Consider the following 18,832-nt stretch of genomic DNA (forward strand, 5'->3'; position numbering starts at 1 on the left):
CTTTCTTGTTTTTGCGGCAATCCTGCGGTCGCATCTAACGTGCACGTCAAAGCTGTCCGCAGGAAAAATTACCCGGCAACTGCAACGGCACTAAAAAAGCGTTGAAGTCGAAAAAAAACGAACTATAACACCGCCCCAAGTGGACAGAGATTCACGAGAGACTGGATGGTGGGCCTAAAGCGAGCGAAAAATCGCTCAAACTCTTCATATTAACTGTGTGTCCAAGCTCTCTTTGAGAACATCACGCAAAGCATATAAGTATTTAATCGCAAATTAAGCCGGCCTTTCCTGCGAAATCGTTTCGCTTGGCGAGCTACGTCACAGTTTGGTGACCTTCCCGTACAGAAAGACGCAAACGACTTATCGTGCGTGTTCTTCCTCCTATGGGTCGATGGCTGGCGAGGGTTGTATATTGGGGATGGGCCTGCCTGGTCGGAAGACGACCTTCGCCAGGGGCCGTGCTGGGGTAGACCGTGTTTAAGATCACGAGAACAAATACAGTTCCCCTCGGTGTCCCGGGACAGATGCATTCCGGTCTCCCGCATCAGGAATTCCTGGAACAGTTCTGCGCGTCCGAGGGCTGGTCCGGCGATCTGTCTACGGGCTTGTTCCGATTGGGCGAGAAGGCTTCCGCGATCCACGGCCTCAACGAGAGCGAATGCGGTCTGCTCAACTTCGTGCGCTGCTACGACCCCGCCGATCGCAATCACGTACTGGAGCTTTTCGAGCAGGCGGCGACCACTTGCTCGTCCTTCTGCTTCTCGACGACGATCAGCCTTGAGTCCGGCCACAAGCAGCCGGTGTTCTGCATCGGCGAATCCTCGGGCCTCGAGGAGCGCTATTCAGGTACGATCCACGGCATCTTCTTCTTCCCGCGCTTCCTGGTCGAAGGCACAGGAAAGATGCTTCTGCGCCAATAGGCGCATTCCCGGCCTCAGAGCGCTTCCGGTTTAAACAAAGCCGCACAAGCGCTCTAGCTCTTTGTTTTTACACATTTTCCTGATTGAAAACCGCTTCGCACTTTTCCTGGAAATGCTCTCAATGATGTTTGGCCCTGCCCGCTATATCGCGCGGGCCGTGGCGACCTTCAGGCGGCGGCCACCTTGCCGGTAACAAGGGTCGATATCGGTGCCGGCCTGCCGAGCAGATAGCCCTGCGCTTCGTCACAGCCTTCCGCCTGAAGGATATCGAGCTGCTTCTGCGTCTCGACGCCTTCGGCCAGAACAGGAACGGAGAGGCTCTGGCCGAGAGCGAGAATAGCGCGGACGATCGCCTTTGCCTGCGGGCTTGCTTCCACTTCCGACATGAAGCTCTTGTCGAGCTTGATCTTATCGAACGGGAAGGACCGCAGCGTCTCGAGCGACGAATAGCCGGTGCCAAAGTCGTCGATTGCGATGGTGACTCCAAGCTCCTTGATCTGGCGAAGGGTCAGGAGCGCGCGCTCCTTGTCGTCGATGATCGTCGATTCCGTGATTTCGAGTTCCAGCCGCCTCGGGTCAAGCCCGGTTTCGGCGATGACCTCCTCGACCAGGCTGACGATATCGCCATTGGCAAGTTGCACGGGCGAAAGGTTGACGGCGATCTTGTGGGCGCTTTGCCAGCCCGCGGCTTCGCGGCAAGCCTCGCGCAGAACCCATTCGCCGATCGGCAGGATCGCGCCGCATTCTTCCGCAAGCGGAATGAACTCGTTCGGAGGCACGAGGCCACGCTCGGGATGATGCCAGCGCAAAAGCACCTCATAACCGATGACGTGGCCTGACATCACCGACTTCTGGACCTGGTAGTGTAGGGCCAGCTGCTTCTTCTCGATCGCATCCCACAGATCGTTGGCAAGGCTGCGGCGCTGGCGTGCAGCCTCATCCATCGACACTTCGTAGAAGCAGACGCTCTGGTTCAGCGCTGCCTTGGCGCGGTACATCGCAAGGTCGGCATTGTTGATCAGCGTGTCGGCCGTCTCGGCATCCTGCGGATAGATCGCGACACCCATGCTGCCGCCGGACTTCAACTCGAAGTCGCCGAAGCGCATTTCTTCATGCAGGCTCTTCTCGATGCGTCGGAGGAAATCGTTGAGTTCTGACAGTTCCTCGAAGCGCTTGACGGCCGCGAACTCGTCACCACCGAAGCGGGCCACGAATTCGCCCTCCTGCAGCAGCGACTTCATCCGCTGGGCAATCGTCACCAGCACGAAATCGCCGGCGGCATGGCCGTGCAGGTCGTTGACTTCCTTGAACTTGTTGAGGTCGAGGCCGATCACCGCGACCTTGCGCGAGAACCAGGCGGCCGCGTCGAGCTCTTCCTCCAGATAGCTGTTGAACTGCAACCGGTTCGGAAGGCCCGTCAGGCTGTCATGGCGGGCGAGAAACGAGATCTGCTCCTCGCTGTCGAGGCGCTCGGTGATGTCCTCGTAGGTGCTGACCCAGCCGCCGTCGGCAAGGGTGCGATGCTTGGTCAGGATCGAGCGCCCGTTCGGCAGCTTTTCGACGATGTCGCCACCGCCCTTGCCGACCATGTCGACGCGGTGCTTCTGATAGAGTTCTTCCGATTTCGCCCGGGCGATTGCCGGATCGGAATAGGTGCGGGCAAAAACCTCGTCGAGGATCTGGCGGAACGTCAGCCCCTTTCCGGCCAGCGTCTCCGAGAAACCGAAGATCTCGCGGCAGCGCCGGTTGGATAGCAGCAGGCGGTCGCCGCTGTCGAACAGGCAGATACCCTGCGACATGTTTTCGAGCGCGATGTCGAGATTCTTGCTCACTTCGGCGATGCGATCCGCATCGACCTTCTGCTTGGTGATGTCCTTGACGATCTTGATGAAGCCCGCATGGGTGCCATCCTCATGCAGGAACGGGTCAATCACCACATGCGCCCAGAAGCGCGTGCCATCCCTGCGGTAGCGCCAGCCTTCACACTCGAACTTGCCGTTGGCATAGGCTTCGTCGAGCGCCTGTTGCGGTATCCCTGCCCGCTGATCCTCGGGCGAATAGAAGCATGCGAAACTCTTGCCGACGATTTCGTCTGCAGTATAGCCCTTGTTGGCTTCGGCTCCGGCATTCCAGCTCGCGACATGGCCTTTCGCGTCGAGCATGTAGATGGCGTAGTCCTTGACGCTTTTCACGAAGCGGGCGAATTCGCGCTCGGACGCGGCAGCGGAAAGCTCCGCATGATGCGCAAAGCCCGCGGCAAGCAAGACCATGGTCAGCAGGAAGAAAGCGGTTCCGGCGATGACGAAAGCCAGAAAATGCGGCTGTATCATCCCCTCCGGCGACGGCAACAGCAAATCGGCCTCGATCGTCACCGCACCCATCGCCGTGAAGTGCAAGGCGACGATACCGAGCGTCATGAACAGTGTCGCCAGAATTTTCGCCTTCAGCTGCCGATCGACATGTGTGATGGCCCGCAGGGCGGCGATATCGAACAGCGAACCGGCGACGACGGAGGTGACGACCAGCGTCCAGTCCCAGCGGATGCGGCCTGGAACATCGAGCGCCGTCATGCCGAGAAAATGCATGCAGGCCACACCGAACCCAAGAACGATGCCGCCAGCGATCCAGGCGACAGGTCCCTGCGCATAGGTGGCAATCAGCAGTGCCATCGTCGTCAGAACGACTGCGACGCCGAGCGACAGGACCGTCAGATCGATCTGGTAGCCGAGCACGACGCCTGGGTCGTAGGCAAGCATGGCGATGAAGTGGGTCGCCCAGATGCCGAAGCCGCTGGCGATGCCGGCAGCCACAGCCCATATCGCCTTCGCCTTGCCTGCGGATGCACGTCCTCGCTGAAGCAAGGTCACCGCACCGTAGCTCGACAGGAAGCAGATGAGGGCGGCGAGCACGACCAGCTTTGGATCATGCTCGACCACGAGGCATGTAAGAACCTTAAACATCGCCAAACGCCTAAATGAAATTTCTGGTCCGGAAATGGAACTCCCACTTCCGGTTCATCGCTTCTGTTGGCGTCGTGCCGTTTAAGGAATGGTGAAAGTCAGCGCACAACGTCCGTTTCGAAACAGGACAATGCTTTCGTCCTTAACGAAGGCTGAAATGCCACCGCCTTGTAGTTGAACATTTCGAAGCGCTCTATGACACTGTGACGGTCGCACCGCTAAGCCTGGGCCAGAAGCGCCTTCAGATCCGATTGCGGGTCGGCAATGACGGCCCTGTCCGGATGAATGCCCGTCTCCAGCAGCTTCTTGCCGGTGACGTAGGCCTTGGCGTCGTTGATCGCGTCGACGGCCAGAAGTTTGCCCTCACGGAAGTACCAGACCGAAACGCTGCCCTCGCGCTGACCGGGGCGAACGATGGTTTCGTCGTGGCCGAGGCCAAAGCCGGCGATCTGCAACTTCACATCGTACTGGTCCGACCAGAACCAGGGCTTGGGGGCATAGGGCTCGGCACCGCCGGCAATGACGGCGGCGACCGCCTCGGCCTGATCCACGGCATTTTGAACCGATTCAAGGCGGATGCGCATGTTGTCCCAGGGCTGGACGGCGCAATCGCCCATCGCGAAGATCGCCGGGTCCGCAGTGCGGCCGTGGCTGTCGACAACGATGCCGCCGGCGGTTTCGAGGCCGGCGCCGTGCGCTAGATGATCGTTGGCCGTCACGCCGATGCCGACGATGACCAGGTCGATCCGAAGCACCGACCCGTCGGACAGCTCGACACCGGTCACGCGGCCATTCTCGCCAACCAGCCGGTTGAGCCCCGTTCCTTCGCGAACGTCGACACCGCGCGACCGGTGGATCTCGCGCACGATGCCCGATGTCGCCGAAGAGGCTACGCGTTGCAGGATGCGGTCCGCCATCTCGATCACTGTGACCTCGAGCCCGAGCGTGCGTGCAACGGCCGCCGCCTCGAGACCGATATAGCCGCCGCCGACGACGAGCGCCCGCTTGCCCGGCTTCATCTCTTCAGCCAGCAGATCGGCGTCACTGAAGTCGCGGACGGTGAAAACACCGTCGAGATCGCCGCCGACCGAGGCCGGCAACCGACGGGGGGTGGCGCCGGTTGCAAACGCCAGCGTCTCGTAGTCTAGCGACGTGCCGTCGCTCAGCGTCACGCGCCTGGTGACGCGATCAAGCTCAGTCACCGTGGTCGAGAGACGGATGTCGACATTGTGCTCGCCGTACCAGGCCTCCGGCCTGTAAAGCAGCCGATCGAGGCTCATCTCGCGAAGCAGGTATTTCTTGGAAAGCGGCGGGCGCTGATAGGGCAGGCTCGCCTCGGACGCGACGATGGTGATCGGTCTTTCGTCCTTCAACGCCCGCAGTTTGGCGACCAACGCAAAAGCGGCCTGACCGCCACCGATAACAACAAGTCTTCCGGACACGCTCTCACCCGTCATTTATTCGTTTGTACAATAAGGCGTAGCCTTTCCGCCCGAGCCTCGTCAACTCGAACGACGGCGACAATGACCGACCGGTCAAACCTTGGCCGGGATCTCCATGCCGTTTTGAGCTGCCGGACGCGCCAGTCCGCGCTCGACCCAAGCCATCACATTCGGGAAGCTCTTGTAGTCGAGCACATCGGCGCCGCCATAGAACCTGCGCGCGCCTTCGACCCAGGGATAGGTGGCGATATCGGCGATCGTATACTCGTCGCCCATCAGCCATTGCCGTCCCTGAAGCCGCCCCTCCAGCACGCCGAGCAGCCGTCTCGATTCGTCGCGGTAGCGCTCGACCGGATAGGAATTATTGGCAACCTTGTCGGCAGCGAATTTGAAGAAGTGGCCGAACTGCCCAAGCATAGGGCCGACGCCCCCCATCTGGAACATCACCCAGCAGAGGGTCTCATAACGCCCGGCCGCGTCGGACGGCAGGAGTTTCCCTGTCTTTTCCGCAAGATAGATAAGGATGGCCCCGGACTCGAACAGCCCGATCGGCTTGCCGCCAGGGCCGTTCGGATCGATGATCGCGGGAATGCGGCCGTTGGGGTTGAGCGAAAGGAATTCCGGCGATTTCTGGTCGTTGGTGTCGAAGGAGATCCGGTGCGCCTCGTAGGGCAATCCCAATTCTTCGAGCGCAATGGAGATCTTCACGCCGTTCGGCGTCGGCAAGGAATAGAGCTGGACGATGTCCGGGTTCTTCGCAGGCCAGCGCTTTGTGATCGGAAAGGCGGAAAGATCGGCCATGAAATGCTCCTCGAAACGAATGGCGCAACCGGCCCTGCCGCTTGCGCCGCGTAGATAAGGTCATTCGCACGCATTTGTCAGCCAGTGAGGCAAAATTTACCGCGTTGCGATAATCGCTTCGCCCGGAGTAGACGATGCGCCGTGTTCGCAGGCGCGATCAACGAGGGCGTGGTCACCGGCGACTGGGATGGCCGCGCATGTCTCGCCGATCGGCGCCTATGATGCCAGGCACGACCGCGTGCTGGTGATGGACATCGATCGCGAGTGGTACTGCCCTACTGGACCCCGACCGAAACCCTCTTCAAGCCGATGCAGCGACCGGCGCCCAAGGACCAGGGCGTGCTGGCCGGCGAGACCGGCGGCTGGGTGCACGTCTCGAAAAGCTGATGGCCGCCGCCCGACAGGGCGCGTGAGCGGCGAGACCTAGGCTTCAAAGCGCGTCGCGCACCGCCGAAAGAATGCGACCGACGATCGGGTCGCCGTCATGCGCCGGCTTGCGCGCACGCACCAGGCAGGCCTCCGACCGCAGAATGACGCCGTCGGCAAGGATCTTCAGGTGGTTGGCATGCAAGGTCGAACCGGTCGAGGTGATGTCGACGATGATATCGGCGGAGCCGGAGGCCGGTGCACCCTCGGTCGCTCCGAGGCTTTCGACGATGCGGTAGAGCTGGATGCCGTGGCTGCCCGAGAAATGGTTCTGCGTCAGCCGCCAGTATTTCGTAGCGATCGCCAGCCGTCGCCCGTGGCGGGCGCGGAAGTCGGCAGCGACGTCCCCGAGGTCGGCCATGGTATCGACGTCGTACCAGATCTCCGGAACCGCAACGACGACATCGGCATGGCCGAAGCCGAGGCGGGCGCAGAACTCGACGCGGGCGTCGGCATTGGCAAGCCCCTCACGCACGAGGTCTTCCCCGGTAACACCGAAATCGATCGAGCCGTTACCGAGCTCGCGCGAAATCTCCGAGGCGGACAGGAAGGCGATCTCGACATCGTCCCAGCCTTCGACGCGGCCGCGATAGGAGCGGTCGTTGCCGACGGCGACGATCTTCATGCCGGCGCGTTCGAAGATCGCCGATGCGTCATCCTTCATCCGCCCCTTGGACGGCAGCGCGATGGTGATGGTCATGCGGCACCTCCGCTGGCGGCGATCGCCGCTTCGATCCGGTCGAGCCAGAGCGAGAAGCCGACGGCGGGAATATGCTCGCGCGCGCCAAGCAGGGTCAGGAGCCGGTCGAAGCGGCCGCCACCGGCAAGCACGGCCAGCGTGCCCTCGGCTTCGACTTCGAAGACGAGGCCGGTGTAATAATCGAGCGGGCGACCAAAGGCGGCGCGATAACGAATGGCACCGATGTCGGCGCCGATATTGGCAAGTGCTGCCACGCGCGCGTCAAAACGCGCGAGCGCTCCATCGAGCGTCAGCCCGGTCTTCTCGGCAAAGCGGAAGAGTGCTGCCGGCGCTTCGGCAAGCGGCATGTCGAGCGCCAGGAATTCACGCACAAGGTCCAGCGTTTCCGGATCGAGCCGGGTATTCGCCAGTTCCATCTTTTCCTTGAGCCGGCGGGCAATGTCCTGGGGCGAACGGCTGGCATTGGTCGAATAGCCCGTCGCCTCCATGGTTTCGCCGATATGGGCGACAAGCCGCGCCTCGTCATCAAGCATGCCGGCGATCGCCAGCCGCTCGACTTCGGGACCGAAGACGCCGGCAGCCTTTGGATCGGCAAGCTCGGCAAGCAGCTTCTGCAGATGTTTATGGTCGCCGAAGGCATGGATCAGCCGCTTCTGCCAGCCACCAGGCAGGCCACAGGCACCAACGACCGCTTCGAAGACCGACTGGTCACCGAGCGTGACCGCCAGGCGCCGACCGGGAAGGCGATTGGCAACCACCTGCATGGCATTGCCGATCGCACGTGCGTCTGAGGCGGCGATATCGGTATCGCCGAGATCCTCGATGCCGGCTTGATAGAATTCATTGCCGCCTTCACGGCGCTGGCGGAACACTTCGCCGAGATAGGCATAACGCTTGGGCGTGCCGGTTGCCGTCTCGATGTGGCGAAGGCAGACCGGAATGGTGAATTCCGGCCGCAGGCAGAGGCTCTCGCCGGTCTCGCTCTCGGTCATGAAGATGCGGCGGCGAAGGTCCTCGCCAGCCATGGCGAGAAACGGCTCCGCCGGCTGGATCACCGGGGTATCGACCCGAAGCGTGCCGAGACTTTCGAAGTCGGCAAGCAGCTCTGCGGAGAAGGCGGGAAGGTTGATCAGAGGCATCGCCGTCAGCCAGCCCTCGCCCGGTCCTCGGCCTGTGCCGCGAGCATTTCACGCACCTTTTCGACAAGTTCGCCTACGGGCACGGAGACCTGCGCCACCCGCGCCTCGCGCCATGCCGCATTGTCCTCGATTTCGCCCGACAAGCGCTTGCCCTCGATCAGGTCCTTGATCTGCACCAGACCGGCGGCGCGCTCGTCACCGCCCTGAATGATCGCCAGTGGCGCACTGCGACGGTCGGCATATTTCAGCTGGTCGCCGAAATTCTTCTTGTTGCCCTGGTACATCTCAGCGCGAATGCCGGCATGACGAAGCTGCTGCACGAAGCGCTGGTAGTGGCCCATGCTGTCGATGTCGCGGTCCATGACGCAGACAACGACGGGTGCCACGACTTCGGCCGCTCCGAGCTTGCCGAGGTTCTTGAGCGCCGTCATCAGACGCGACACGCCGATCGAGAAACCGGTGGCCGGCACCGGCTGGCCCATGAAGCGCGACACCAGACCGTCATAGCGACCGCCGCCGCCGACCGAACCGAAGACGACCTTTTCGCCCTTCTCGTTGGTGACGGCAAACTGCAGTTCGGCCTCAAAGACCGGACCGGTGTAATATTCGAGACCGCGAACGACCGAAGGGTCGATCTTGATGCGGTCGGCCTCGTAGCCGGCGCTCACGACCAGGCTGCGGATGGTGTTGAGTTCCTGAACACCCTCGCCGCCCTTGGCCGTGCCGGAAACGAGCGCCGCGAGTTCGTCGGCGCTTTCGGCATAGTTCTGGATACCGACGAAGAACAGAACCTTGTCGATCTGCTCGCCGCTCAGACCGGCGCCCTTGGTGAAGTCGCCGCTTTCATCCTTGCGGCCTTCGCCGAGCAAGAGGCGTACGCCTTCGGCACCGAACTTGTCGAGCTTGTCGATGGCGCGCAGCACCGTCAGGCGGGCATTTGCCTTGTCGTCGCCGCCGAGGCCAATCGCCTCCATGACACCGTCCAGAACCTTGCGGTTGTTGACCCGGATCACGTAGTCGCCGCGCTTGATGCCGAGCGCTTCCATCGTGTCGGCCATCATCATGCACATTTCGGCATCCGCCTGGACGCCGGCGGCGCCGACCGTATCGGCATCGAACTGCATGAACTGGCGGAAGCGGCCCGGACCCGGCTTTTCGTTGCGGAAGACGTAGCCGGCGCGATAGGTGCGGAAGGGAAGCTGGATCTCGTTGAAGTTTTCGGCGACGTGACGGGCGAGCGGCGCCGTCAGATCATAACGCAGCGACATCCACTGGTCGTCGTCGTCGGTCAGCGAAAACACGCCCTCGTTCGGGCGATCGCTGTCGGGCAGGAACTTTCCAAGCGCGTCGGTGTATTCGAACAGCGGCGTTTCGACCGGATCGAAACCGTAACGCTCGTAGACTTCACGAATCTTGGCGATCATCTCGTCGGTCGCGCGAATATCGGCAGCCGTGCGATCGACAAAGCCGCGCGGCAGGCGCGCCTTGAGCTTCTGCGGTTTCTTTTGTTTCTCGGTCATGGGGAGCATTCCGGGCTATCAGCGGGTTTGGAGCTTTCCCTATCGGATCGAGGCATGGGCGGCAAGGGTTTGCGCAGCGCAAAGCGGCTCCCGAAGCGCCGGAAATCAACGATGGGGCCAGCGAGGCGCGGATCGCGTCTTCTCTTGGCCACAGACCATCCTAAGTTAAGCGCATGCGCCTTGCCGCCACCATGCTCCTGTTTGTTGCAGCCCTTTTCTCCGGAGCGCCTTCGGCGATGCGCGATCACGATCGGGCAACGCTCGCCGCCACCCAAGTCCCTCCTGCTTGTGTGACCGTCATCGTCGCTCACCTTCGGGTGCGCTCTCCAGCGGCTCTGACAAAACAAAATTCAACATGACCCGCCGCAAAAACCGGCCGACATTTCGGCGATTGTATGGCGCTGCCCCAGTCGCGCGAGATGACAATGAGATGAGGAAGGAAACCAGCATGTCTTTCAAAACGATCGCAGCAGCCTTGGTGCTGGCCGCGTCCCTCCATGCTCCCACCATCGCTCAGGATCATAGCAGCACGCATCACGGATCAGCGGAAACGGCGGCGCCGGCCGGCGACACCTCCGCTTCCAGCAAGGCCTTCGCCGAGGCGAACGCCCGCATGCACAAGGGCATGGACATCGCCTTTACCGGCAACACCGATGCCGACTTCGTGCGGGGCATGATCGCCCATCACCAGGGCGCGATCGACATGGCCAAGGTCGAGCTCGAATACGGCAAGGACGATCAATTGCGCAAACTGGCGGAGGACATCATCAAGGCCCAGGAGGGCGAGATCGAGATGATGAAAAATTGGCTTGTCAAGAACGGTGGCTAAAGCCGCTCCTGGAAAGATGCAAATTCAAGGTTGCGGGCGCGTAAGCGCCTGCCGCATATCCTCGACCGTCGTGCGACAATGGCAGCCTTCGATATGGTCGTTGACGAGGCCCATCGCCTGCATGAAGGCATAGATCGTCGTCGGGCCGACGAAGGTCCAGCCGCGCTTCTTCAGATCCTTGGAGATCCGCGTCGAGGTTGGCGTCGTCGGATTGGCGGCGATCACCTCGTAACTGACGAATGTCGGCCGCTCGTCCGGGCCGGGTTCGTGCGACCAGAAATAGGCCGCAAGCGAACCGAACTCGACTTTAAGCTCCTGGGCGCGCTTGGCGTTGTTGATGGTCGAGACGATCTTGCCACGATGGCGCACGATGCCGGTATCGCCAAGGCAGCGCTCGATGTCGGCATCGCCGAAGGTCGCGACCTGGTCGAAATCGAAGCCGGCGAAAGCGGCGCGAAAGGCCTCGCGCTTTCTGAGGATCGTCAGCCAGGAGAGGCCGGATTGAAACCCTTCCAGGCAGATCTTCTCGAACAGGCGCCGGTCATCGGTGACCGGCCGTCCCCACTCCTCGTCGTGATACCGCTTATAGTCATCGAGATCGCTCTGCCAGGCGCAACGCCCAAGGCCGTCTTCGCCGATCATTATGCCCTTGGTCGTCATTATCAGCCCCGTTTCATCCTGCTCTTCCGCATTTACCATTCACAAACCAGATTCCTAAAGCGACGGATAACCCTACCCAAAGCTTTATCGGCGCTTCGAGCCTTTCAGGCGCCGCCGTTTACCATTCCGTGGCGCCGCGATGACACGATCGCGGCATTGCCAAGGCGCATGCCGACCGTCCTGGAGACCCGTTCTCCGGCTGGCCGCGCCCCTTTTTGATACGTTTCGGCGAAAGGTAGCGAGTCCGTCCGATGTTGAAAAAATCCCTTCTTGTAGCTGCATCCATCCTCACTCTCGTCGCAAGCCAGGTGGAGGCCCAGGACCGGTACCAGAACCGGCCGCCGGTGATCGTCAGCCCCGACCTGACCGCCCCGTGGGTGATGCAGCTCGGCGGGCAGCCGCAGCAGACACGCCGGGTCATCTACCGCCAGCAGATTCCGACGACCACCCGAAAACAGTATTATCAGGGCCAGACCGTAAAGCCGCAGGCAAAACGCCGTGTCGGCGCACCGCTGGTGCAGCCGGTCAATGCCACCCGCGCCCAGCGGCCCGTCAAGTCGAAGTTCGATCCGCAGTACCTGCCGCAGACGGTTGCCTACGACGGCAAGGAAAAGGCGGGCACGATCGTCATCGATACCAACAACCGCTTCCTCTACCTCGTCACCGGCAACGGCCAGGCGCGACGCTATGGCGTCGGCGTCGGCAAACCGGGGTTCGAATGGGCCGGTGCGCACAAGGTCACCCGCAAGGCGGAGTGGCCGAGCTGGACGCCGCCGAAGGAAATGATTTCGCGCGAAGCCGCCAAGGGGCACTACCTGCCGGCCCGCATGGACGGCGGCCCGGAAAACCCGCTTGGCGCGCGCGCCATGTATCTCGGCTCGACGCTTTATCGCATCCACGGCACCAATGCGCCCTGGACGATCGGCTACGCGGTGTCCTCAGGCTGCATCCGCATGCGCAACGAGGACGTCGTCGATCTCTATGAACGAGTGAATGTCGGCACCAAGGTTATCGTCATATAATTGGCGCTTTGCATAGAATATTCGCCTCCGCCCATACGTCTTCCTGTTGCCGGTTCGTGATCTTCAGGCAACAGGCGGGTCTCAAGATACAAGATCCGCCATCGCGTTGATGTATCCCGGACTTGAACTTCGGGCCGTTTTGCATAGCCTTGATGTAACGAGGGCTGAGAGGGAATCATATATGAAACGTCATGCCAGCAAATTGGCCGCGATCGCCATCGCGGCCAGCACTATTCTTGCCGCCGTCAGTGCTCAGGCTTTCACGCCCGCACCGACATCCGGAACCACTGCCAGGAACAGCGATGTCGTTCTTGTCGCGACACAGAAAAAGCCACCGAAACAATTCTGGCGCACCAAGGTTCGCTTCAGCACCGACGAAGCCCCCGGCACGATCATTGTCGATACCAACAACAAGTTTCTCTACTATATCGACGGCCCGAACCGCGCGACCCGATACGGCATCGGCGTCGGCCGCGACGGCTTCGGCTGGTCGGGCGTGGTGAAGGTGGGACGCAAGGCGGAATGGCCGACCTGGACGCCGCCGGCGGAAATGCGCCGCCGCGAAGCCGCCAAGGGCCGCATCCTGCCGATCACGCAGGAAGGCGGCATCGACAACCCGCTCGGCGCGCGCGCCATGTATCTCTACAAGGGCGGCCGCGACACGATCTTCCGCATCCATGGCACCAACCAGCCGTGGACGATCGGCCAGAACATGTCGTCCGGCTGCATCCGCATGATGAACGCCGATGTCGAGCACCTCTACGACCGGGCCGGCGTCGGGACCAAGGTGATCGTCATCGGCCCCGGCAGCAAGACCGGCGACACCTACTTCAACGATCGCGGCGTCGATATCTTCCGCCAGATCTTCGGCGGCTGATACGCCTGTCAGGGATAGGAATGCCGGCGCCATGGCGCCGGCATTTTTCGTTTCACAGTCCGGCCGGCTTCGCTCCGCCATAGGCCCAGTCAAGCAGTTCGACCGTGTGGACGATCGGGATCGCGGTGCCGGTCGCGATCTGGGTAATGCAGCCGATATTGCCGGTGGCGATCACGTCGGGCTTCGTCGCGGCGAGGTTCCTGACCTTGCGGGCCTTGAGTTTCTGCGAAATCTCCGGCTGCAGAATGTTGTAGGTGCCGGCCGAGCCGCAACAGAGATGGCCTTCTGCCGGATCGCGCACGACGAAACCCGCCTGCTTCAACAGCTGCTTCGGCGCCAGTGTGATCTTCTGGCCATGCTGCATCGAACAGGCGGAATGATAGGTAACCGTCATGCCGCGCGGATCCTGCACCGGAAGGTCGAGCGTCGACAGGTATTCGGTGATGTCCTTCGCCATGGTCGAGACCCTTGCTGCCTTTTCCGCATAGGCGGGGTCGAGGCGCAGCATGTGGCCATAATCCTTGATCGTCGTGCCGCAGCCGGATGCGGTGATGATGATCGCATCGAGACTACCTTCGTCCGCCACGCTCAGCCAGGCATCGACATTGCGCCGCGCCGCGTCGAGCGCCTGATCTTCCCGGCCCATGTGATGCACCAGCGCCCCGCAACAGCCCTCGCCGGCCGAGACGATCACCTCTATGCCGAGACGGGTAAGGAGACGGATGGTCGCCTCGTTGATCTCCGGCTTCAGCACCGGTTGCGCGCAACCGTTCAGCAGCGCGACGCGGCCGACGCGTTTGCCGCTGGCGGCGTGGGTGCCCGGTATCGCTGTCGCAGAAGGCTCCGGCACCGCCTTCGGCGCCAGGTCGAGCATCACGCCGAAGGTCTTGAGGGCGGTCACCCGTTTCAGAACCTTGGCAAAGGGCCTTCCGAGAGCGGCCGCCTTCAAGGCGAGGCGAAAACGCGCGGGATAGGGCAGAACCTGCGCGAGCACCGCGCGGGCCAGCCTGTCCTTCAACGGCCGTTTGTAGGTCTTCTCGATATGGACACGGGCGTGATCGACGAGATGCATGTAGTCGACACCCGACGGGCACGTGGTCACGCAGGCAAGACAGGACAGACAGCGATCTATATGGGTCACGGTTTCCGTGTCGGCCGGCCGACTGTTCTCCAGCATGTCCTTGATGAGATAGATGCGTCCGCGCGGGCTGTCGAGCTCGTCGCCGAGCGTCACATAGGTGGGACAGGTGGCAGTGCAAAAACCGCAATGCACGCATTTGCGCAGAATGGCCTCGGATTCGGCCACATGCGGATCGGCAAGCTGCGCGGGCGTAAAATTGGTTTGCAAGCGGCTACTCCAGTATCGGGGCCCAGCCCCTGACGCGCATCGCGACCCTTCAGGATCGCCTGCGGCACTTCAAGCTCTTGTTTTCGCATGTCGCTATCGCAAACCGCTGCGCGACATGTTTTAGATCATCCAGCTTTCCGGATTGCTGATCGGCTCTTCGCGGGCGGCACGTTGCAGGCCGACGACACAGCGCACGACGATCCAGACCGCAGTGGCGATAAACCCTAGAAACCCGATCAGCAACACCATCAGCAGCGCTGAAATGACGCCAAACAACAGCGCGATCCAGAACGTGCGGATCGCCCAGGTATAGTGCGTCTGGACCCAGGGCGCACCCTTGCCGCGGTTGAAATAGGCGAGCACGACACCGACGACAGACGTGATCCCGACGGCGAAGGCAACGAGATAGAGCACATAGATGACCTGGACGTTGACCTTCCCGGGCTCCAGCCAGCGATCGGTTTCTCTGGGAAGCGGAGCCTGCGGACCATTGTCACTCATCGATACCTCCCTGTCTCGTCATTTCCCCGTGTGTCACGAGACGGCCTGCATCCGGCCGGGATTGAAGATCCGCTGCGGATCGAACTTTTCCCGGACGCGTTCGCTCAATAGCGCCACCGGCGTCGGTTGCGGCTCGAACGATGGAATGGTCGCGCGAAGGCTGTCGCTTGCGCGAACGAGGCTCGCATGTCCGCCGCCGAGCGCCTTGATATAGCGGCGCACCAGCGCTGCCTCGGGATCGGCCTCCATGCGCAGCCACACAAGCCCGCCCTGCCAGTCATAGAAGGCATCGACACCCGTTTGCAGGCGCAAGGCCGCAACCAGCTGATGGCCAGCGGAAGGCGCGACCGAGACGCGCCAAAGCGGCCGATCCGTGCCGTCCGCATAGGGTTTCACATCGCGGATCTCCGACCAGAGCACCGCCGACTGCTCCGCATCGAGCCGCGATACCGCACCGAACCTTTCGAGTGCCTTCGACAGCTTTTCCGCACGGATCGAGACCGAAGCCTGCAGGCCCTCAAGCCGAAGAACGGTTGCCGCACCATCCGGCAGGGCGCCACCGATGAACCGGCCGCGCACGCTCTCGGCCAGATGCGCCGCACCGGAAGCCTCGACCGTTTGCGCCATGGCTTCCGCCATTACCGCCGCCGCTTCGGCGTCGTTCAAACCGGATACCACGACGGTCTCAGAGGCCGGCGGCTTCGGCAGCACGCGGAAGGTCACCTCGGTCAGAATTCCGAGCGTGCCGTGGGAGCCCGCCAGCAGTTTTACCAGATCGAGGCCGGTGACGTTCTTCATCACCCGGCCGCCGGCCTTGATCGCATCGCCCCTGCCATTGACGAAACGGACGCCGAGCAGGCTGTCGCGGGCGGCACCGGCGATGATGCGCCTGGGCCCGGAGACATTCGCCGCGAAGACCCCGCCGATCGTCGGTTCACCGGTCGTTGCAAAGATCGGGCGATGGTCCATCGGCTCGAAGGAAAGCATCTGCCGGTTTTCGGCAAGGGCCGCCTCGATCTCGGCAAGCGGCGTGCCGGCGAGCGCGCTGACGGTCATTTCCGCCGGGTTGTAGCTGATGATACCGGTGAGGCGACGGGTGGACAGCACCCGGTCGGCGCGCACGGGATTGCCGAGGCCGGATCGCGTGCCGCCGCCGATGACGGCAAGCGATGCCCGCTCAGTGGCCATCGCCCGAACGACGGTCGCAATCCCCTCTTCGCTCGCGGGCTCGAAATGCACGATCATGCGGCGGGGCGTCCTTCGAGCGGAAAGACCTTGGACGGGTTCAGGATCCATTGCGGATCGAAGGCGGCACGCGCCGCCATCTGCTGATCGAGATCGGTCTGGGTGAACTGATGCAGCATGAGATCGCGCTTCTCGATACCGACGCCATGTTCGCCGGTCAGGCACCCGCCGGCGTCGACGCACAACTTCAGGATATCATTGCCCGCACTTTCGGCGCGCGCCGCATCTTCGGGGTCGTTGATATTGTAGAGGATCAGCGGATGCATGTTGCCATCGCCGGCATGAAAGACATTGGCGACGCGCAGGCCGTAGGACGCGACGATCTCGCCGGTGCGGCGCAGAACATGCGATAGCTGGCTGAGCGGCACCGTGCCGTCCATGCAGATATAGTCGGCGATGCGTCCGGTCGCGCCGAAGGCCGATTTGCGCCCCTTCCAGATCAGCGCCGCCTCGAGCGCCGACTGGCTTTCCTTGATGGTGGTGACGCCGTGGCGGCGGGCAACGTCGATGATGCTTGCCAGCATCGCATCCATCTCGGCTTCCGAGCCCTCCACCTCGACGATCAGCAGGGCCTCGACATCCAGGGGATAGCCGGCATGGGCAAACGCTTCGCAGATCTCGATTGCCGGCTTGTCCATGAATTCCATGGCGACGGGGATGATACCCGAACCGATGACGTCGGCGACACAGGCGCCGGCCGCCTCGGACGAGGCAAAGCCGAACAGCACCGGGCGGGCGCCCTCGGGCTTGGCGATCAGCCGCACGGTTGCCTCGGTGACGATGCCGAGCTGGCCCTCCGAGCCGCAGACGAGGCCGAGCAGGTCATAGCCGGCGGCATCGAGCGCCTTGCCGCCGAGGTCGATGATCGTGCCGTCGAACAGCACCATCTTCACCCCCAGCAGATTGTTGGTGGTGACGCCGTACTTCAGGCAATGGGCGCCGCCGGAATTCATGCCGATGTTGCCGCCGATGGTGCAGGCGAGCTGCGAGCTCGGATCCGGCGCGTAGAAAAAGCCGTCGGCGGAGACGGCCTCGGAAATATTGAGATTGGTCACACCGGCCTGAACCGTCGCCGTGCGGTTGAAGAAGTCGATATCGAGGATGCGCGACATCTTCGAAAGCCCGATCACGACAGCATCTTCCTGCGGGATCGCGCCTCCGGAAAGAGACGTGCCGGCCCCGCGCGGCACGACGGGAATGCCGTAGCGGCTGCAATATCTAAGCACGGCTGCGACCTGTTCGGTCGTCTCAGGCAGGGCAACGGCGAGCGGCATGCGGCGATAGGCGATGAAGGCATCGGTCTCGAACGGCTTCAATCCTCGCTCGTCGCTGATGAGGCAGCCCGATGGCAGCAGGTCTGCGAGGTCAGCGGCGATCTCGCGGCTGCGGGCTATGACGGCTGGCCTTGGCTGCAGAAAGCCGATCGTTTCCGCCATCAGTTCCTCCGCCCACATGTCAATTGGTTCATTTTCTTTACCACTAGGATAGCCCCCTCGCAAATGCTATTGAGCTTTTCCATTTCGGAAACAGTGGCAACGATTGATGACGAATTTAGGCGATCTTGAGATCTTTGCACGCGTCGTTTCCTCCGGCAGCATGTCGGCCGCCGGGCGGGCGCTCGGTTTTTCGCCGGCGGTCATCTCCAAGCGGATCAAGCGGCTGGAAGATCGGCTGGGCACGCGCCTGTTGCAACGCACCACCCGGCAGATCTCGCTGACCGAGGCTGGCCAGGGCTTCTACGACCGCGTCCTCGGCATCTTGACGGGCATCGAGGAGGCAGAGGCCTATGCCTCGGGACGCTCGTCGCAGGCGCAGGGTGTGCTTCGCATTTCGGCGCCGACCTCCTTTGGCCGCATGCATATCGCCCCGCATCTGACCGGCTTCATGAAGGACCATCTGGACCTCAAGCTGCACATCGTGCTCACCGACGACTTCACCGATATCGTCGCCGAAGGGTTCGACATGGCCGTGCGCATCGGTGAGCTGACCGATTCGAGCCTGGTGGCGCGCAAGCTCGCACCGGTCCGCCGGCTGCTCTGCGCGTCGCCCGAATACATCGCCCGAAACGGCGCCCCGAACGAGATCGGCGACCTCGCCAAGCATTTCTGCCTGCCCGCCCACAACAACGACAACTGGAAGCTCGAGGGACCGGAGGGGTCGCTCGTCTGGCACCCAGAAGGGCCGCTTGTGACCAATTCCTCGGAGATCGTGCGGGCGGCGGTGATCGCTGGCGCCGGCATCGCGTTGCGTTCCACCTGGGATATCGGCCCGGAACTGCGCAGCGGCCAGCTGGTACAGGTGCTGCCGCAATGGGAAGGGTCGAAAAACCTGACGCTTTCGGCCGTCTATCCGAGCCGCCAGTTCCTGCCGGCCAAGGTGCGCCTGTTCATCGATTATCTCGCCACCCTTTACGGGCCGGTCCCCTATTGGGAGCAATAGGCG

At 62.3% G+C, this 18,832-nt stretch carries 17 protein-coding genes and 1 pseudogene; 7 read left to right on the forward strand and 11 right to left on the reverse strand.

Going from position 1 to position 18,832, the window contains the following annotated elements:
- Positions 1–473 precede the first annotated feature (473 nt).
- Positions 474–920 (forward strand): hypothetical protein, encoded by a 447-nt coding sequence (locus ABIE33_RS04480; RefSeq protein ID WP_429121894.1) that lies wholly within the window; start codon positions 474–476, stop codon positions 918–920.
- A 167-nt stretch (positions 921–1,087) separates the two neighbouring features.
- Here the strand turns inward: ABIE33_RS04480 and ABIE33_RS04485 are convergent, their stop codons facing one another.
- The 3 genes from ABIE33_RS04485 to ABIE33_RS04495 form a co-directional block, all read right to left on the reverse strand.
- Positions 1,088–3,880 carry a bifunctional diguanylate cyclase/phosphodiesterase gene (locus ABIE33_RS04485; RefSeq protein ID WP_429121897.1) on the reverse strand — a complete coding sequence of 931 codons (2,793 nt, stop codon included), beginning with the start codon at positions 3,878–3,880 and terminating at the stop codon, positions 1,088–1,090.
- 218 nt (positions 3,881–4,098) lie between these two features.
- The gene (locus ABIE33_RS04490; protein WP_429121900.1) at positions 4,099–5,322 is read right to left on the reverse strand and encodes an NAD(P)/FAD-dependent oxidoreductase; all 1,224 of its coding nucleotides are present in this window, start codon (positions 5,320–5,322) and stop codon (positions 4,099–4,101) included.
- 93 nt (positions 5,323–5,415) lie between these two features.
- Positions 5,416–6,123, reverse strand: coding sequence for a glutathione binding-like protein (locus ABIE33_RS04495; protein ID WP_429121903.1), 708 nt, complete (start codon positions 6,121–6,123; stop codon positions 5,416–5,418).
- A 187-nt stretch (positions 6,124–6,310) separates the two neighbouring features.
- Between ABIE33_RS04495 and ABIE33_RS04500 the strand changes: the two are divergent.
- Together ABIE33_RS04500 and ABIE33_RS04505 are read left to right on the forward strand one after the other, a co-directional pair.
- Positions 6,311–6,361: pseudogene (locus ABIE33_RS04500) on the forward strand (hypothetical protein); the annotation flags it as partial.
- 26 nt (positions 6,362–6,387) lie between these two features.
- Entirely contained in the window at positions 6,388–6,510 is a 123-nt protein-coding gene (locus tag ABIE33_RS04505) for a hypothetical protein (protein WP_429123161.1), read from the forward strand.
- A gap of 43 nt (positions 6,511–6,553) precedes the next feature.
- Here ABIE33_RS04505 and hisG read toward each other — a convergent pair whose 3' ends face one another.
- The 3 genes from hisG to hisS are packed head-to-tail and all read right to left on the reverse strand — an operon-like array spanning position 6,554 to position 9,908.
- Positions 6,554–7,249, reverse strand: coding sequence for an ATP phosphoribosyltransferase (gene hisG / locus ABIE33_RS04510; protein ID WP_429121906.1), 696 nt, complete (start codon positions 7,247–7,249; stop codon positions 6,554–6,556).
- Positions 7,246–8,388, reverse strand: coding sequence for an ATP phosphoribosyltransferase regulatory subunit (locus ABIE33_RS04515; protein WP_429121909.1), 1,143 nt, complete (start codon positions 8,386–8,388; stop codon positions 7,246–7,248). Before ABIE33_RS04515 ends, hisG begins: the two co-directional genes overlap by 4 nt.
- A 5-nt stretch (positions 8,389–8,393) precedes the next feature.
- Positions 8,394–9,908 carry a histidine--tRNA ligase gene (hisS, locus tag ABIE33_RS04520; RefSeq protein ID WP_429121912.1) on the reverse strand — a complete coding sequence of 505 codons (1,515 nt, stop codon included), beginning with the start codon at positions 9,906–9,908 and terminating at the stop codon, positions 8,394–8,396.
- A 448-nt stretch (positions 9,909–10,356) separates the two neighbouring features.
- Here hisS and copM point away from each other — a divergent pair, with 448 nt between their 5' ends.
- Positions 10,357–10,737, forward strand: a complete 381-nt coding sequence (gene copM / locus ABIE33_RS04525) for a CopM family metallochaperone (protein WP_429121915.1) — start codon at positions 10,357–10,359, stop codon at positions 10,735–10,737.
- 24 nt (positions 10,738–10,761) lie between these two features.
- On the opposite strand, the gene ABIE33_RS04530 is transcribed toward copM, so the two are convergent.
- Positions 10,762–11,397: a DNA-3-methyladenine glycosylase I gene (locus ABIE33_RS04530; protein ID WP_429123098.1), complete on the reverse strand. Its 636-nt coding sequence runs from the start codon at positions 11,395–11,397 to the stop codon at positions 10,762–10,764.
- A 251-nt stretch (positions 11,398–11,648) separates the two neighbouring features.
- On the opposite strand from ABIE33_RS04530, the gene ABIE33_RS04535 reads away from it, so the two are divergent.
- Both ABIE33_RS04535 and ABIE33_RS04540 read left to right on the forward strand, forming a co-directional pair.
- On the forward strand, positions 11,649–12,419 hold the full coding sequence (locus tag ABIE33_RS04535; RefSeq protein WP_429121918.1) for a L,D-transpeptidase: 771 nt from the start codon (positions 11,649–11,651) through the stop codon (positions 12,417–12,419).
- Between the two features lie 181 nt (positions 12,420–12,600).
- Positions 12,601–13,296 carry a L,D-transpeptidase gene (locus ABIE33_RS04540; RefSeq protein WP_429121920.1) on the forward strand — a complete coding sequence of 232 codons (696 nt, stop codon included), beginning with the start codon at positions 12,601–12,603 and terminating at the stop codon, positions 13,294–13,296.
- Between the two features lie 52 nt (positions 13,297–13,348).
- Here the strand turns inward: ABIE33_RS04540 and glcF are convergent, their stop codons facing one another.
- The 4 genes from glcF to ABIE33_RS04560 all read right to left on the reverse strand — a co-directional run bounded on the left by glcF (position 13,349) and on the right by ABIE33_RS04560 (position 17,826).
- Positions 13,349–14,644, reverse strand: a complete 1,296-nt coding sequence (gene glcF / locus ABIE33_RS04545; protein WP_429121923.1) for a glycolate oxidase subunit GlcF — start codon at positions 14,642–14,644, stop codon at positions 13,349–13,351.
- A 120-nt stretch (positions 14,645–14,764) separates the two neighbouring features.
- Entirely contained in the window at positions 14,765–15,145 is a 381-nt protein-coding gene (locus ABIE33_RS04550; RefSeq protein WP_429121926.1) for a DUF4870 family protein, read from the reverse strand.
- A gap of 33 nt (positions 15,146–15,178) precedes the next feature.
- A complete protein-coding gene (glcE, locus tag ABIE33_RS04555; protein WP_429121927.1) occupies positions 15,179–16,390 on the reverse strand; it encodes a glycolate oxidase subunit GlcE in 1,212 nt (403 codons plus the stop codon).
- Complete coding sequence (locus ABIE33_RS04560) at positions 16,387–17,826, reverse strand: FAD-linked oxidase C-terminal domain-containing protein (protein ID WP_429121930.1); 1,440 nt, start codon at positions 17,824–17,826, stop codon at positions 16,387–16,389. Before ABIE33_RS04560 ends, glcE begins: the two co-directional genes overlap by 4 nt.
- Positions 17,827–17,932: 106 nt before the next feature.
- On the opposite strand from ABIE33_RS04560, the gene ABIE33_RS04565 reads away from it, so the two are divergent.
- Entirely contained in the window at positions 17,933–18,829 is an 897-nt protein-coding gene (locus ABIE33_RS04565; protein ID WP_429121933.1) for a LysR family transcriptional regulator, read from the forward strand.
- Positions 18,830–18,832: the final 3 nt, after the last annotated feature.

Origin of the sequence: Ensifer sp. 4252, from assembly GCF_050434565.1 — a bacterium.
In the GTDB taxonomy this organism is placed as follows: Bacteria; Pseudomonadota; Alphaproteobacteria; order Rhizobiales; family Rhizobiaceae; genus Ensifer.

Coding starts and splice junctions, on each gene's coding strand:
- ABIE33_RS04485 (WP_429121897.1), bottom strand. CDS start 3,880: ATGTTTAAGGTTCTTACATGCCTCGTGGTCGAGCATGATCCAAAGCTG.
- ABIE33_RS04495 (WP_429121903.1), bottom strand. CDS start 6,123: ATGGCCGATCTTTCCGCCTTTCCGATCACAAAGCGCTGGCCTGCGAAG.
- hisG (WP_429121906.1), bottom strand. CDS start 7,249: ATGACCATCACCATCGCGCTGCCGTCCAAGGGGCGGATGAAGGATGAC.
- ABIE33_RS04515 (WP_429121909.1), bottom strand. CDS start 8,388: ATGCCTCTGATCAACCTTCCCGCCTTCTCCGCAGAGCTGCTTGCCGAC.
- hisS (WP_429121912.1), bottom strand. CDS start 9,908: ATGACCGAGAAACAAAAGAAACCGCAGAAGCTCAAGGCGCGCCTGCCG.
- copM (WP_429121915.1), top strand. CDS start 10,357: ATGTCTTTCAAAACGATCGCAGCAGCCTTGGTGCTGGCCGCGTCCCTC.
- ABIE33_RS04530 (WP_429123098.1), bottom strand. CDS start 11,397: ATGACGACCAAGGGCATAATGATCGGCGAAGACGGCCTTGGGCGTTGC.
- ABIE33_RS04535 (WP_429121918.1), top strand. CDS start 11,649: ATGTTGAAAAAATCCCTTCTTGTAGCTGCATCCATCCTCACTCTCGTC.
- ABIE33_RS04540 (WP_429121920.1), top strand. CDS start 12,601: ATGAAACGTCATGCCAGCAAATTGGCCGCGATCGCCATCGCGGCCAGC.
- ABIE33_RS04550 (WP_429121926.1), bottom strand. CDS start 15,145: ATGAGTGACAATGGTCCGCAGGCTCCGCTTCCCAGAGAAACCGATCGC.
- glcE (WP_429121927.1), bottom strand. CDS start 16,390: ATGATCGTGCATTTCGAGCCCGCGAGCGAAGAGGGGATTGCGACCGTC.
- ABIE33_RS04560 (WP_429121930.1), bottom strand. CDS start 17,826: ATGGCGGAAACGATCGGCTTTCTGCAGCCAAGGCCAGCCGTCATAGCC.
- ABIE33_RS04565 (WP_429121933.1), top strand. CDS start 17,933: ATGACGAATTTAGGCGATCTTGAGATCTTTGCACGCGTCGTTTCCTCC.